Origin of the sequence: Pseudomonas oryzihabitans (assembly GCF_024652905.1) — a bacterium.
GTDB lineage: Bacteria > Pseudomonadota > Gammaproteobacteria > Pseudomonadales > Pseudomonadaceae > Chryseomonas > Chryseomonas benzopyrenica.
The window spans coordinates 21,362-34,740 of record NZ_CP102429.1 but is presented as its reverse complement, the minus strand read 5'-3'; the positions used below and the strand labels follow the sequence as shown (position 1 = coordinate 34,740).

The window sequence follows — 13,379 nt, the reverse complement described above, 5'->3', positions numbered from 1 at the left end:
GACCTTCTGGTACTCAACAGAGCGATCGGGACAGCGGTGACAGAGACGAGGGATACAGGGAGAAATGGACATGGAATGGCCTCCTTTAGGGTTACTGTATAAATAGACAGTAATCAGGGAGGAACGATCCAGCAAGCTTGACAGCGACGGACGGCAGGGAGGCGTCCACAGGAAGTGGGTGTAAGAATCTTACACAGGGTCACGAGCGTGAGGCGGATACCGACAAGGAGTCACGGTAGCCGCCGGGATACGAGGCGGACGGCCAGGAGACCCTCAGTTGGCCTGACGTCCGATGAGCACACACCCGGGCAGAAGCGTACTGACAGATAACGCCGTCATCGCCAAGACAATCACAGGATGCGATTCGAACGGTGCAAAGAGGTCAGCCGGCAGGAGGCCCTGCTGCGCCGCATGGACCCACCGGGATCCTTCGCAAACGATGCCGAAGGCCGTGCCCACAAATGCAGCACCTACCGCCGTACGTGCACTACTGGATCGTATCGCCACCGAACTGTCCCTCAACACTGTCAAGGAAAGCATGGCATTCACGGCGGGTCGCCTATGGCGCAGTTCCTACCGGGTCAGGGCGCCCGATCAAACTTCCGTCCAAACGCAGCACCTTGAAACCTCCGCAGCATCGATCAGCGCCTGCTACCGGCAGCAAGCTGCCGGCCCCTTTCCAGTTTGCCAGCCGGACGGCCCGCGTTAGCCGGGCGTGCAGGTAATCAACGTCAGGTGGCGCCGTGCCTGCTGCCGGCTTTGCTGGGCCTGCTGCTGACAGGCCCAGTCGTCCTGGATCTGCCGCGCGACCTCTTTCCGTACCGGCAGAGTCACCGGATAGGCCTCTTGGGTCGCCTCCGAGGAAACCGGCAAGCCAGCCTGCTTCAGGTAGAGATAAGGCTGCTGCAGAAATTCGGATAGCGTGACGGGCGCCTGGCTGTCCTTGTACAGGTCAGCCCAGAGATCGAGATCGACCGCGTCGACGATGATGGGTTGATCCATTTCAGGTGGGCGATGCATAGGGGGGACGTTCTCCGTTGTTGATGTCCCTACGCTACCCCCGTTTCCGGAAATGCAAGGGGCGACCCCAGCATGCTCGACTGCGCCTTGCGCTGCTGCTGGACCAGCAGCTTGCGAATTTTCGAGGCGTACAGCATCTGGTCTCGAAGTACCGCGAGCTGCGGTTCATAGAGCTGGAAGAGCTCAACGAACCAGTGATCCATACCGCGGGTGACAGGCCCTGGCGCATACACCGAGCCCTGACCTTTGGCTATCGGTAGGCGACCTTGCTTTTTGCTATCACCAGGGCCGTCGTAGAAGTAGACCTTGCACCAGACGATCGATATCGCCCCCTTGCCGTTATCCCGTACGTCGATGAGGCGATAGATGATCTTGCCCCCCGAGCGCTGCTTGGCGGCAGCGAAGTATTCATCGCGCAGCCGAAGCGCTTCAGCTTTCACGGTCTGACGGATGTCTTCCATAGCCCCGATCGCCTGCTGGAAATTGTCGTGAATCCGCTGCCCATCAGGTCGGGGGGTAGCTAAGTCGTACATTGTTATCACCTATCTACTAGCAATAATGCCGTTGAGATTGTCATTAGTCCTGCAGCCCTTTTTTCAAGACGACTAGCAGGCCATTTTTAGCCGCTGACCACAAACCCGTTTAGATTGTCATTACTAATAAGCGGATAGGCCGAGCAACAGCTGTCTGTATCTCGGATCACAACCTAAACGTCCGTATGGTCAATACCTATTGTGTTCTCGGCGCCATTCGCAAGCCGCTGCTGGAGGTTCCAGCTCTCATTTTCAGGGCCCCCAGCACAATCTTGCGCGTGCTCTTCCAGTTACTTGCTATACCAACAAACCCGTTTAGATTGTAAGTAGTACTAAGAAATTGATCATTGCCATGTCTGCTTTTTTTCTCTCCAACAAACCCGTTTAGATTGTCATTAACTATAAGAAAACGCCTGGTGTAGGCGCGTTTCAGCCAGGATTTCAGCAAAACGCCTTTATTGGCATTAGATTGCTGGCGTTGCAATAAACCCGTTTAGATTGTCATTAGTAATACGCATTTTTGATTGCCCCGGAAGGCCTGGTTTCTGGCTTAAGCCACCTCTTTAACCTCCATTTCAAGCGTTCTGGCACAATCTTGCGCATGCTTTTCTAATTTCTCGCCATACCAACAAACCCGTTTAGATTGTCAGTAGTACTAAGAAATGGACCATTGCCATGCGTGCTTTTTTTACTCACCAACAAACCCGTTTAGATTGTCATTAACTATAAGAAAACGACTGGTGTAAGTCCGTTTCAGCCATAATTTCAGCAAAACGCCTTTATTTGCATTACGGGAAGGGCGTTTCAACAAACCCGTTTAGATGGTGATTAGTAATAGGCTTTTTGAGTCGCCCTTGGGAGCGACAGGCGCTGGCCACAGCCGCCCCTTCGCTTACTGATTAAGCCAGTGCATTCGAGGTCATAGCGCGCAATCCCACCCTGCTGAGGGGGGGAATCTGAGGCTGTTCGAGTGGCCGGCGGTGGCACGCTGTATCTGAGGCGTCCTGGAGGACGCCTCGAGCGATGTGCGCCAGCTTGCACTGCCCCGCCAGGCGTCCTGGAGGACGCCTGGCTTCAGCTGCGGCGGTTGAGGTAACGACTGAGGCGTCCCCAGGGACGCCTGAGAGTCAGGATTTCTCATTCCGCTGCCCTGCCAGGCGTCCTGGAGGACGCCTGGCCTCAGCTGTGGCAGTTGAGGTAACGACTGAGGCGTCCCCAGGGACGCCTGAGGGTCAGGTGACATCGCTTTTGGATAACACAGCACGGCTCAGGCGTCCTGCAGGACGCCTGAGCCGTGCTCTCATCAGCGACGCTATTCGAGAGACCTATGACCCGAAAGAATCACACCGCGCCTGCCTTCGTAGTAGGCCTCGACATCGGCTACTCCAACGTTAAGCGTGTCGACGGGTACGCTGACGCGGCAGACCCCACACAATCCATTCGCCCTGCCCAAGCAGCGCCGCTCCACTCCCTGAACGGCAATGCCACGCTCAAGGAAGGTGAACACTACGTGCAGTTGGATGGCGAGCCCTGGGCAGCATTTCTGAGCGCCGGCCGCGCCGGCGTAACGCGCGAGCTGCACGCCGACTATCCGGCTTCCAAGGCCTACCGTGCGCTCTTCAATGCATCGATCAGTGAGGCATGTGGCGAGGGGCGCAACGAGATCGATCACCTCATCACGGGCTTACCTGTCAGCCAGATGCGCCAGCCCCAGCTCGTTGAGCGGCTCACAGCGCAGCTGACCGGTACCCACCAGGTCGCCCCGCAGCGCGAGATCCAGGTTCACAAGGTATCGGTACTGCCTCAGCCGGTCGGGACGCTGAACTACATCTACAGCACCTACGAGGCCACTGACGACTTGGATGAGGGCGTCATTCTGGTCCTTGATCCGGGCTTCTTTTCAGTCGACTGGGTGGTCTTCCGTCGCGGGGATATCGTTCGGGACTCCAGTGACTCGTCGATGGAGGCCATGAGCGCGCTCCTCGAGGCGATCAACCAGGCTATCGCCCGTGAATTTGGCGGCCCTGGACCTGGCCGGGACAAGATCGAAATCGCGCTGCAGCGTGGCAAGCCATACATACAGCTGTACGGCAGCAAGGTGGAGCTCAAGCCCTTCGTCGACCAGGCTGTTGCGACCGTTGTCCCCAAGGCCCTGAGCAACATGAAGCAGCAGATGCGCTTCCTGGAGGGCGAGGCGATCGACTTCGTACTCATGGGAGGCGGCGGCGGCGGTTTCTACCAAGCAGCCGCAGAGGAGATCTTTCCCCTCTCCAAGGTGATCACTGCCGACCGACCCATTATCTCGAATGCCTATGGCTACTGGCTGCAGCATCAATAAGGGAGAGGCTATGAGCGATCACGATGATGAGCTCAAGCTTCGCTTGAACGTCAAATTCAAAACCGGGACGGCGCCTGCGTTGCTGGCGGAGCTCACATCCCTACCCGAGCGTCGACGTGTGAAGCGGCTGCTGGACTTGGCACAGATCGGGTTGCTGTACGAGCAAGCGGCCGGGCGTTTGCCAGCCTCGAACTCGGTCCAGCAGCCGGCTGGAAAATTGCCCGAAGACCATGAGCCAGAGTTTTCGAACGATCGCCCGATCAATAGCGCCCCGGCATCAGGGGCGCCTATAGAGGCTGAGGTCCCGGCTCCCGTGGCCGGCACCCCAGAGTCGGAGGTGCTCAATAAGGCAGAAACGAACGGCGAATCGAACAACTCCGTTCCGCTCGCTCGGAAAAGACCAGGTTTCAACACCGCGATGACGGGATAGCGGGCCTGGGCATAGGTGGCCCTGCGGGCCGGGAAGGCGGGGGCGAAATCAGGTGCAGGAACCCAGGGTTACAGAGGGTCCATTCGAAACTTCGCTTTCACCCGCCCCAACAGCCGTGGCTGCAGCGGATCGGTGGGGTCTGAAGGACCAATATCCAGCTTAATAGCAGTGTGCATCTCTTGCGACGTCATGAGCATGAAGCCTGCGTTGGTCAGAGAAACGTTGCGAATTAGCGCTGAACCGTGGTGCACCACAATAAATAGGCCCTCGCTCGGTTTACGGTCGGCCACATCGATCAGGATGGTCATGCCACGCTCAACGAAGGGTGCCATGACGTCATTTTCGACCTGGGCCGCCCGGGTGTGCTGAGCGGATAGTCCGTATTGCTGGATATACGGCAGCGGCAACGTGAGGCTGGTGAGGTGGGAGCTGATGGGGCGACTGATCTCATCCGCAGGGAAAAAACCCTGCTCCTGCGCCAGCTCGTGGAGGCTACGGACAATGAGCGAGACAGGAGACCCTTCTTGGTGGTCCGCAGGCCCGTAGCCCGTAGCGAGGTACTCGACCGTGGTATCGAGCACCGTGGCCATGGCCACGAGCCGATCCCGGTTGGGAGTCGTCTTCTTGTACAGCATGTTTTTGATGGTGGATTCAGCCTCGCCCAGTAAGGCCGCGAGCTTAGGAACATTTATTCCGCGGTCCTTGCGCAACGCTTCGACCCGCCGTACGAACGCTTCGTGCGAAATAGCATCGGGGGTGTAATGCATAGTGGTTCATTCCTACTGATGGAGGTTCCCGGTTTATTGTCGTCTTGATCGGAAAGGATGGATTGGATGGCGTAAGTATCAACCATTTACGACCTTTTTATTTACACCATTCCTTATGATGGCTTGGTGCCAAATCTGACCCTTAAACTGGGCATCAATGCGTCAATTTTATGTATTTGGCGCTTACCTCCTCGGCCGGACTGTCAACTATCAGGCGCCATAATTTACTTATTGCGCTAGATGATCTGTGATGAGCTTAACAGTTCCTTAACACTGTATACCGCCCGTCGCCGTTTGCGTACCGGTCATTCTCGCAGGCCGCCATCTGTCAAATGTGTCGTTGAAGAAATGTGAACCACAGCCGAAAATAGTGACCATCATTTAGGGTCAAAGTACGTCGGGCGGTTAGGTTCATGAGTCACCGGGTCGCGGTAAGGAAACTGGGTGCTGCTCTGCTCCTCGCGTTGCCGATGAAAGCGGCATTTGCGCTGGATCTGGACGGAACCGTTTGGGATCGCCCGGCTATTGGGCAATGCCGTCCTGCGCCGGAACTGCTCTATGCCATGGCTCTGGTCGAATCGAAGCAGTATGCCGGTCGGATGGTTGCCCCTAATCCCTACGCACTCAACATCGATGGAAAAGGCTTTCATCCGGCTAGCCGCGCTGAGGCCGAGCATCTTCTGACGGAGGCTCTTTCCAGGACAAAGATGATTGCAGTCGGCGCCATGCAGGTGAGCGTGCGTTGGAACGGGCATCGTGTGTCCGATCCTTCCGAGCTGCTGGATCTGCACACCAATGTCCGAGTAGCCGTCTCGACGTTCTGTGAATTCCTCAAGCAGCAGGGGGGCGATATCGCGCTCGCCATTGGTCGCTATCACACCCCCAATCCCGCGTTAGCAAGCGTTGCCCGAGCCTATGGCGAAGATGTGCTGCGCGTCTGGCGCCGGCTAATCCTTCTCAAGAAAAGCAACGGAGACGCGTGATGAACAGCGGGACCGACGAAACCTTGCTGGAGATGGCGCGTGAATGGGCCAGGGAACAAGACCCTGCTTTTCACCGCTTCTTCGATATCAGCACCGAAGACACCGCCTGGCTTAAAGCAGCTACCGACCGCGACATTCGCAGGCTCAGCCAGCTGCCCGCTTCCGCCTTTCGAGTCGTTCTACTTCATCGTGAGGACGGTAACGCGGAGCGGCACCTTCTAAATACGAAGAGCGTTGTCCAGGTCGTAGGGGTGCTCGGTGAGATCCGCGAGGGCCTGTCGGACCGCAAGATGGAAACGCAAATCTACTGGAACCTGAAGGATAGCGACGCGGATTGGCTGCTCACCGCCTCTCCGACGCAGCGTCGCCAGATCGCAGCGCTGGGTCGCATTCAGTTCGTCGTACGCGACGGCCATTTGCGGCAGCGTGTGGAGCCCTATCCAGAACCTGTCCTTCACCGATTCATGCGTCTCCTGCACGCCTGACCTCGACTCTACAAACTACGGAGATGTCACGAAATGGATAACGCCGCTCTAATCGACATGATGGTCAAAGCCGGCTTCCGTTGCACCATCATCACCCTGCACACCGAGCTGACTGCCAAGCAGGTGACAAGCGCTCGTAAGCGGCTGAACGTGGTAAGCAGGGGCGGTTCGGGCCCGCTGCCGCTGGGGTCGCGCATATTGGCCAGCAAGGCTCGCGTGATCGAGGCGGCTCTTTTCATGGGTGCTTATCTCCGCGTGGCTCGTAAGCCACTCTTGGGTGTCGACGTCGAAGCCGTGATCGCTGCGCACCAGTCGTATTTGGGCTATCGAGAGGCGCTGAACTTCACGCCGACTGAGTGCCTCTCGATCGACGAAGCATGGGTCGTGGCACGTGAATACCGCTCCAAAGACCTGGTGATGCGTGCTTGCCGGTGCTGCCAGCTCACCTATGTCGCCCTAACCAGCACCAACAAGTCTACCTGCCCGTACTGCTCGCAATCCGTGGTGAAAGATCGATTCCATTGCGATGTGAATGACGCTGCGATGTCCGATCGTCCAGCCGAAGAACTCCTGGCGCTGGCCCTGAACATCCAGCAGCTGACCAATTGGGGTTACAGCTCACACGAGATCATGAAGCAGCTTGGGCTGAACCAGCCGGAATACCTGACTGCGTTAGAGCTTCTGGACTACAAGGACGTCGAGCGCCGCGAGATTGTCGCGCTTTACCCGGCCGGCGATCAGCTCGTTCGCGCTCTGGTCTCTCAGGAATCCATGCCCCTGCTTCGCTCGGCGTAACGATTACGCTTGCTACACCTCCATCAACGGGCGGGGATAGCAAGGCCAGCCGTCTGGTGGCTGGTTTTCTCATCGAACTCCAATGAGTATCCTCGGGGCGCCCTGCGCTGGCGCGTACCATCGAGGGTCTATGGCCTAGGCGTCCTGGGGGCGTCCTACGCTGGCCGGCACCATCGACGATCTATTACCGAGGCGTCCTGGGGGCGTCCTACGCTAGCCGGCATCATTGAGGGTCTGTGTCCGAGGCGTCCTGGGGGCGTCCTACGCTAGCTGGCATCACCGAGGGTCTATGGCCGAGGCGTCCTGGAGGCGTCCTAGCTTCCATGCTTCGGGAGCGCTTCGCCCTCACAGATAACGCTAGGCGTCCTGCAGGCGTCCTGGCGCAACGGCCTCCGAGCCCGGCAGCTCCGGCATCGCCAAGAATGTCTCCCAGTCGCTCATCAGTGCGCGCCGCTTTTCGAGTAATGGCCCCCGGTTGTAGGCGGCCTCAGTCTTGGAGCCAATACTGTGGGCCAGCGCCTTCTCGCAAATCTCCCTCGGGTGTGAGGTGGTCTCTGCCGCCCAGGTACGAAACGTCGAGCGGAAGCCGTGCGGGACCGCTCCCTCAAGCTTGACCTTCCGCAGCGCCCGGCCTATCGCGTTACCCGGCAGTGGTTTCTTACCGCGGGCGTTGGGGAACACCCAGGTATCGTGCTGACCCTTCTGCTGCTCAAGCACTTCCAGCATCCGGTCCGTCAGGGGCACGATATGCTCCTTGTCTCGCTTCATGCGTTCAGCCGGGATGGTCCAGCGTCTGGCGTCGAAGTCGAACTCCGCCCACCTTGCCTCGCGAACCTCGGCATTGCGCAGCGACGTGAGGATCAGGAGCTCCGCTGCACGGGCGGCTGGACCGTCCAGGGAATCCAGGCGATGCAGCACGGATGGACAGCTCTCCGCCGGCGCCGCTGGATGGTGCGTGACATTGCGATCGTGGCGGGGCAGCAGCTTGTCGAGGTGGCCACGCCACCGAGCCGGATTGGCACCTTCGCGAAAACCCAGTGCCTGGGCGGCATCGAGCACCGACTCAATGCGGTTGCGGATGCGCGCGGCGGTGACCTCGATCTTGTCCCAGATCGGGCGGAGCACCTGCAGCACCAGGTCGGTATCGATCTCGGCGACCGGCCGGCGACTAAGAACCGGGAAGACATAGCGCTCCATGGAGCTAACCCATTGACGGTGATGGTCGTGGCTCCACGACGAGCCGTGGGTGGCTATGTACTGCCTGGCCAGGGTCTCGAAGAGGTCGGGTCCGGCGGCCGGCGATTGAGCCGCAGGCGATCGCCGGCCCGGTAACTCAGGCGCGCCCTCTGCGATCTTCAGCCGGCGCCGGTCCGCTTCAAGCCGGGCCTGCTTCAACGACACCGCCGGATAGCCACCCAGCCCCACGTCATACCGCTGACCTTGGAAGGAAAACCTGAAGATCCAGCGTTTGGCCCCGGTCTTGGCCACACGCAGGATTAGGCCGCGGCCGTCCTGATAGACGCCTGGTTCGGATAGCTCTTTCACCTGCTTCGGTAGCAACTGGCCCACGGTAACCCCCATATCGACCGCCGAAGGCTATCACCCAATCTTGTGTATGCAACTACCCATAGACGTGAAAATTGCGTCATACAGTACGGGGATAATGTATCCCCGTACTAAATCCATGGAATCCGCGCCGTACCTAGAATGTTTCCTGTTTCCACAGGTAAGAGCCCACAAAGAGCCCCACATGGCTGAGGCAGCCGCCATTCCAGGTGAAACTGCTGACCAGTGTTGATCCGCGCATCTCTAAGGAGCTACCGACGCTCAAAGGCGACAAACGCTCGCATTGTCTTAGGCTAACGTTAGTACCTAACCAAACATTACTAACAAATAAGCTTGTTAGTAATGTTCGGTTAGGTACTATGCTGTTTTCCACTACCCGGAGGCGGCCATGGCTGAACGCAAATTTACAGACACAGAGGTCATCGCCGCCGGCGAGCAGCTGCTGGCAGGTGGGCGCAAGGTCAATGGCTGGGCGCTACGGACTACCCTCGGCGGCGGCCGCCCTGAAACGCTCCTAAGCGTCTGGCAGCGACACCACACTGGGGTACCGGGTGGGGCCATCCCAACCAGGCCACTGCCAGAGGAAGCCACGGCGATCATCGAAAGCGCGGTCGCCAAGCAGACCAAGGCGATGCAGGACGCCCTGGCCGGTGCCCTTGACCTGGTAGCGGCTGCGGCGCGCAAAGAGGTCGTGCTTGAGCTTGAGCAGGCGCGGCAGGAAATCGCACGCCTGGAGGCTGAGCAAGACGATGCCAGTGCCGTGCTCGAAGGCCTTGAGACCGATCAGGAGCGCAGTCAACAGCAGATGGACGGCTTGGCCAACGAGCTTCAGCTGAAGGACAGCCAGCTCAGTGCGATGGCCGAGGAGAACGCCAGTCTTGCCGAACGGATTGCTGAGGCAGAAGGGCAGGCGCAACTAGCTCGGGACCAGCTCGCCGAGAGCCAGGCCGAGCTGAGCCTGGCGCTTGCCCAGAAGGCTTCCGCAGAAGCGGCGAGCGTGGAGCATCAGCGTACTGCTTCCGCAGCTGAGGAGCGTCTTGCTGATACCCAGGTGGAGCTCCGCGATATGCGCAATCGGCTTGCCATCGCTCGCTCTGAGGCGGATAGCGCCGCGGGGCAGATCCAGGAAATGGAGCGTACGCGCGCCCAGGATCTCGAGATCCTCGCAGAGCTGCGCGTGGAGAATCGCGCCTTGGGTGACAAGCTTGCCCGGGCCGACGCCGGCCGGGAAGCCGCAGAGCGCTACTTGGAGCGCGTGCAGAAAGACAGCGGTGCCCGAATCGCAGTGTTGGAGCGCCAGCTTGCCAAAGCGGCTGCGAAGCCTGCTTCCAGGGGGACCGGTAAGGCGCCCCGGGTCGCTAGCCCTGCTGCAGGGGAATGAAGGTGGCCGGCCAGTTCGAGGGCTTCCACGTTTACGGCGGATCTGCTGCGCTGAAGTTCGAGGTGGTGCTGAATCAGGCGCAGGAAACCGTGCTCGCGGTGGACGGTGCCGGGCGCAAGGGATCCAGCGAAAAATTCGACTGGTCCGAGAAGCTGACGCTCCAGATTACGCCTCGCGAAATGCCGGCGTTCATGTGTTGCGTCCTGGGAATCACGCCGACGTTCGAGGCGCGCAATCATGGGGCCGCCGGTGATAAAGGGCTGACCCTGGTCAACCAGCCTGAGCGCGGTGTGCTCTACCTTCGCCTGCTCCAGCAACGCCTATCGATCAACGTGCCGATCACCGCAGACAAGGTCTTCCATTTGGGTGCCCTGGGCATCCGTGTGCTGGCCAAGCAAGTTCATCTGGACGTACCAACATGCCTGGCGATGTTGCGGGGTACGGCAGGCAGACTGCTGAATGCAGCGGCCGGTGATTAACGGTACGTCCTACCCTGTGAGCAGGTGCCGATACAGCAGTTCTCGGATGTCCTGGCCATCGCGAAAGATGGCGAGCACTACGGCTTCGCGCCGCGCTTCGTCGACCAGGTATCCCGCTCGATAGCCTGACTTGGTGATCTCGCGGTACCTGGTGATGCCGAACTCGGCACCGGCTGCGGCAACAGGGTAAGCGAGAGGGGACTTCCGGAGCTCGATGGCGACTTCGTCTACGACGCTGGTCATCTTCGCGAGTGCGTCGAGGCGAGAAGCCGATTTCGCGAGGTGATGCACCTGGTCGATCGCGCCGGTCCTTGCCGAAGCGCTGAAGCGGACCTGGAAAGGCCTGGCGGTCATTTGCTATCACCACCGAACCGCTGCTGCAGGCCTTCTTTCAGCTGCTCGGATGACATGTGCTCGCCGGCTTCGTACTCCTTGGATCCCAACGCCAGCAGCTTGACCAGGGCGATGGACTCATCGCGGCGGACACGATCCGCGTAAGCCTCAATCACGTAGGCCGGCTTCCCGTTCTGGGTCACGATCATGGGCTCGTCCAGCTCAAGGTCGGCCGCGTTCTTCTTCAGGTAGCTGATTGTCTCGACTCGCATGTGGGTGTTCGTGGGCGTTGAAATAGGTCTTTCACGATATCATAGCCAGGACCAAATTAAGACCGAATATGGACATGCCTATCCCCGGGTTAAAACGGCACAAGGCTTCGCTAACCAGACCGAGCTGATTCGATCTGCAGAAGCCGGTTATGGCGGGCTTAGGGGTCCCCTTATTGGCCCTGTGATGGTGCAGGCGATATTGGGAAATAGATGCTATAGTGGCGGCAAGAATACCGGCAAAATTTCTTTGGAAATATGCCTAAAGCCCAGTCCAGCTGCGGAATGCAGCAAGGTAGCGAACCGGCAAATGACTTTCACACCATTCATCCCTCAAGACGTCGCGCCAGAAGAATTGCAGGATCAGATCGTGCAGGTGATGCGCCTTGACGCGGACCTTCACGCGAAGATCCCGCGCCCTATGCGCGTACCGGTGATGAATTTGCTGCGCGCGGTCAATTCCTACTACAGCAATAAAATCGAAGGTAACTCCACGCTACCGGCGGATATTTTGCGCGCCGAGCAGGATGGAAGTAATACCCTCGAAGCAAAACCCAGCAAGGATTTCTTGGAGATCAAACGGCATATCGAAGCACAGCGTCGACTTACCGATGATCCTATTGATCCAGTCAACGTCTGCACGCGAGAAACTATCTCGCGACTGCACCGTGAGTTTTATGTTGGCGTGCCCGATGAGATGCTGGATATCCAGCTTAACGAACAGGGTGACGTCGTTCGTATGGTACCCGGCGTATTCCGAGAGTACGGCGTCAGGGTTGGTCATCACGTTCCCCCTTCAGTCGAGCAAATGCATTCGTACCTCGGCCAGTTCGAGCGTTCGTATCGGCTCGACTGGATTCATGGCCTCTCCCGATTTCTCGCGGCCGCAGCTGCCCACCATCGGTTTATGTGGATCCACCCGTTTATGGACGGTAATGGCCGCACCGGGCGGCTCTTCACCGATCAGTATTTAAAGGCTGCCGGTTTCGGAGGCTATGGTCTATGGTCGATGAGCCGTGGCTTTGCGCGAAGCACCGAGCTTTATTACCAGAAGCTGAGTGCAGCGGATCAGCCTCGAAAAGGTGACCAGGATGGTCGTGGCATACTTTCAGATAGCGGACTGACGCAATGGAGCCGCTATTTCGCCGAGACTGCGTTGGATCAAGTTCAGTATTTCAGCTCCCAGCTGGAGCCGGAGAAGCTGAGTGAGCGGATTGACGTGTTCTTTGAAATGCGGAGTCGTGGAGCACTCTCGGACGAAAAGGGCAACCAACTCCCCAAGCTACGCATTGAAGCTCGGGACGTATACAGAACCCTGCTCTACATGGGAGATCAGCCGCGTGCCGAGTTGCAAGCCCGTTTAGGTGTTGGAGAACGTACAACGCGGGGCCTCTTAAGCGAGATGGCCGCAGAGGGCCTGATCATTCTCGACGGTCGTAGGCCTGTATCTTTGAGTCTCTCAAGGCATCTCATTGAGTTTCTATTCCCGTACCTCTGGTAAGGCTAACCCCATCCTTAATGGACTGTGAACTAGCCGAACGCCTCGGGCCGGTGATTCAGCACCAACCTGTTCCTAGGATAGAGGGGTGTGCAGTAGGCGCTTGGCAGATGAGGCAGGTCCTGCTGTGGCGTCACCGCGTACGCCGAGAGCGCTGGCAGCTGGTTCGGGGCCATTGGCGGCACCACGCCCAGATCCGGCGCCTGCAGATCGGTGATGCCGAGAGCCCTGGGATTGCCAATGAGCACAGCGGCGCCATGCCCGCAGGGTTAGCGCGCTGCCACTAGCACCGCCAGCGCTGCGAGCTAGATGATGCCTTGGGCAGCAGCATCGGGATCACCAGCGCGACTAGGCAGTGAAGCTCAGGGTCAGCACCCACCGCCGGTCAAAACGATCTGATAGCTCGCCCTGGTGCGGCATCATCGTGCGGCGCACAGGCAGACGCCGGCCATAGCTCGGCTCACCTGGGCTTTGGACTGGCGCTGAGAGGAGTCAAGACCGC

General features: G+C 58.9%; 15 protein-coding genes. 8 read left to right on the top strand and 7 right to left on the bottom strand.

What is annotated here, in order from left to right; translation table 11 throughout:
- Positions 1 to 705: 705 nt before the first annotated feature.
- Together NRG74_RS22705 and mobI are read right to left on the bottom strand one after the other, a co-directional pair.
- Complete coding sequence (locus NRG74_RS22705; protein ID WP_257706644.1) at positions 706 to 1,020, bottom strand: hypothetical protein; 315 nt, start codon at positions 1,018 to 1,020, stop codon at positions 706 to 708.
- 29 nt (positions 1,021 to 1,049) lie between these two features.
- The gene (gene mobI, locus NRG74_RS22700) at positions 1,050 to 1,553 is read right to left on the bottom strand and encodes a conjugative transfer protein MobI(A/C) (RefSeq protein ID WP_108576357.1); all 504 of its coding nucleotides are present in this window, start codon (positions 1,551 to 1,553) and stop codon (positions 1,050 to 1,052) included.
- A 1,327-nt stretch (positions 1,554 to 2,880) separates the two neighbouring features.
- Here mobI and NRG74_RS22695 point away from each other — a divergent pair.
- Complete coding sequence (locus NRG74_RS22695; RefSeq protein ID WP_074585299.1) at positions 2,881 to 3,891, top strand: ParM/StbA family protein; 1,011 nt, start codon at positions 2,881 to 2,883, stop codon at positions 3,889 to 3,891.
- A gap of 10 nt (positions 3,892 to 3,901) precedes the next feature.
- The gene (locus NRG74_RS22690; protein ID WP_257706643.1) at positions 3,902 to 4,321 is read left to right on the top strand and encodes a hypothetical protein; all 420 of its coding nucleotides are present in this window, start codon (positions 3,902 to 3,904) and stop codon (positions 4,319 to 4,321) included.
- A gap of 68 nt (positions 4,322 to 4,389) precedes the next feature.
- On the opposite strand, the gene NRG74_RS22685 is transcribed toward NRG74_RS22690, so the two are convergent.
- On the bottom strand, positions 4,390 to 5,088 hold the full coding sequence (locus tag NRG74_RS22685) for an XRE family transcriptional regulator (RefSeq protein ID WP_257706642.1): 699 nt from the start codon (positions 5,086 to 5,088) through the stop codon (positions 4,390 to 4,392).
- Positions 5,089 to 5,501: 413 nt separating this feature from the next.
- Between NRG74_RS22685 and NRG74_RS22680 the strand changes: the two genes are divergently transcribed.
- The 3 genes from NRG74_RS22680 to NRG74_RS22670 are packed head-to-tail and all read left to right on the top strand — an operon-like array spanning position 5,502 to position 7,351.
- Entirely contained in the window at positions 5,502 to 6,071 is a 570-nt protein-coding gene (locus NRG74_RS22680; protein ID WP_257706641.1) for a lytic transglycosylase domain-containing protein, read from the top strand.
- The gene (locus NRG74_RS22675; protein ID WP_077172104.1) at positions 6,071 to 6,556 is read left to right on the top strand and encodes a hypothetical protein; all 486 of its coding nucleotides are present in this window, start codon (positions 6,071 to 6,073) and stop codon (positions 6,554 to 6,556) included. Before NRG74_RS22680 ends, NRG74_RS22675 begins: the two co-directional genes overlap by 1 nt.
- Positions 6,557 to 6,589: 33 nt before the next feature.
- Positions 6,590 to 7,351, top strand: a complete 762-nt coding sequence (locus NRG74_RS22670) for a flagellar transcriptional regulator FlhC (RefSeq protein ID WP_257706640.1) — start codon at positions 6,590 to 6,592, stop codon at positions 7,349 to 7,351.
- A 357-nt stretch (positions 7,352 to 7,708) separates the two neighbouring features.
- On the opposite strand, the gene NRG74_RS22665 is transcribed toward NRG74_RS22670, so the two are convergent.
- Entirely contained in the window at positions 7,709 to 8,920 is a 1,212-nt protein-coding gene (locus NRG74_RS22665; protein WP_257706639.1) for a tyrosine-type recombinase/integrase, read from the bottom strand.
- Between the two features lie 385 nt (positions 8,921 to 9,305).
- Here NRG74_RS22665 and NRG74_RS22660 point away from each other — a divergent pair, with 385 nt between their 5' ends.
- A complete protein-coding gene (locus tag NRG74_RS22660; RefSeq protein ID WP_257706638.1) occupies positions 9,306 to 10,298 on the top strand; it encodes a DNA-binding protein in 993 nt (330 codons plus the stop codon).
- The gene (locus NRG74_RS22655) at positions 10,295 to 10,777 is read left to right on the top strand and encodes a hypothetical protein (protein WP_068383184.1); all 483 of its coding nucleotides are present in this window, start codon (positions 10,295 to 10,297) and stop codon (positions 10,775 to 10,777) included. The genes NRG74_RS22660 and NRG74_RS22655 overlap by 4 nt, the downstream gene beginning before the upstream one ends.
- 9 nt (positions 10,778 to 10,786) lie before the next feature.
- Here the strand turns inward: NRG74_RS22655 and NRG74_RS22650 are convergent, their stop codons facing one another.
- The gene (locus NRG74_RS22650) at positions 10,787 to 11,131 is read right to left on the bottom strand and encodes a hypothetical protein (RefSeq protein ID WP_257706637.1); all 345 of its coding nucleotides are present in this window, start codon (positions 11,129 to 11,131) and stop codon (positions 10,787 to 10,789) included.
- Positions 11,128 to 11,382: a type II toxin-antitoxin system Phd/YefM family antitoxin gene (locus NRG74_RS22645; RefSeq protein WP_068383188.1), complete on the bottom strand. Its 255-nt coding sequence runs from the start codon at positions 11,380 to 11,382 to the stop codon at positions 11,128 to 11,130. Before NRG74_RS22645 ends, NRG74_RS22650 begins: the two co-directional genes overlap by 4 nt.
- A 307-nt stretch (positions 11,383 to 11,689) precedes the next feature.
- On the opposite strand from NRG74_RS22645, the gene NRG74_RS22640 reads away from it, so the two are divergent.
- A complete protein-coding gene (locus NRG74_RS22640; RefSeq protein ID WP_257706771.1) occupies positions 11,690 to 12,880 on the top strand; it encodes a Fic family protein in 1,191 nt (396 codons plus the stop codon).
- Positions 12,881 to 12,909: 29 nt separating this feature from the next.
- Here NRG74_RS22640 and NRG74_RS24485 read toward each other — a convergent pair whose 3' ends face one another.
- A complete protein-coding gene (locus NRG74_RS24485) occupies positions 12,910 to 13,125 on the bottom strand; it encodes a D-glutamate cyclase family protein (protein ID WP_082731490.1) in 216 nt (71 codons plus the stop codon).
- Positions 13,126 to 13,379 lie beyond the last annotated feature (254 nt).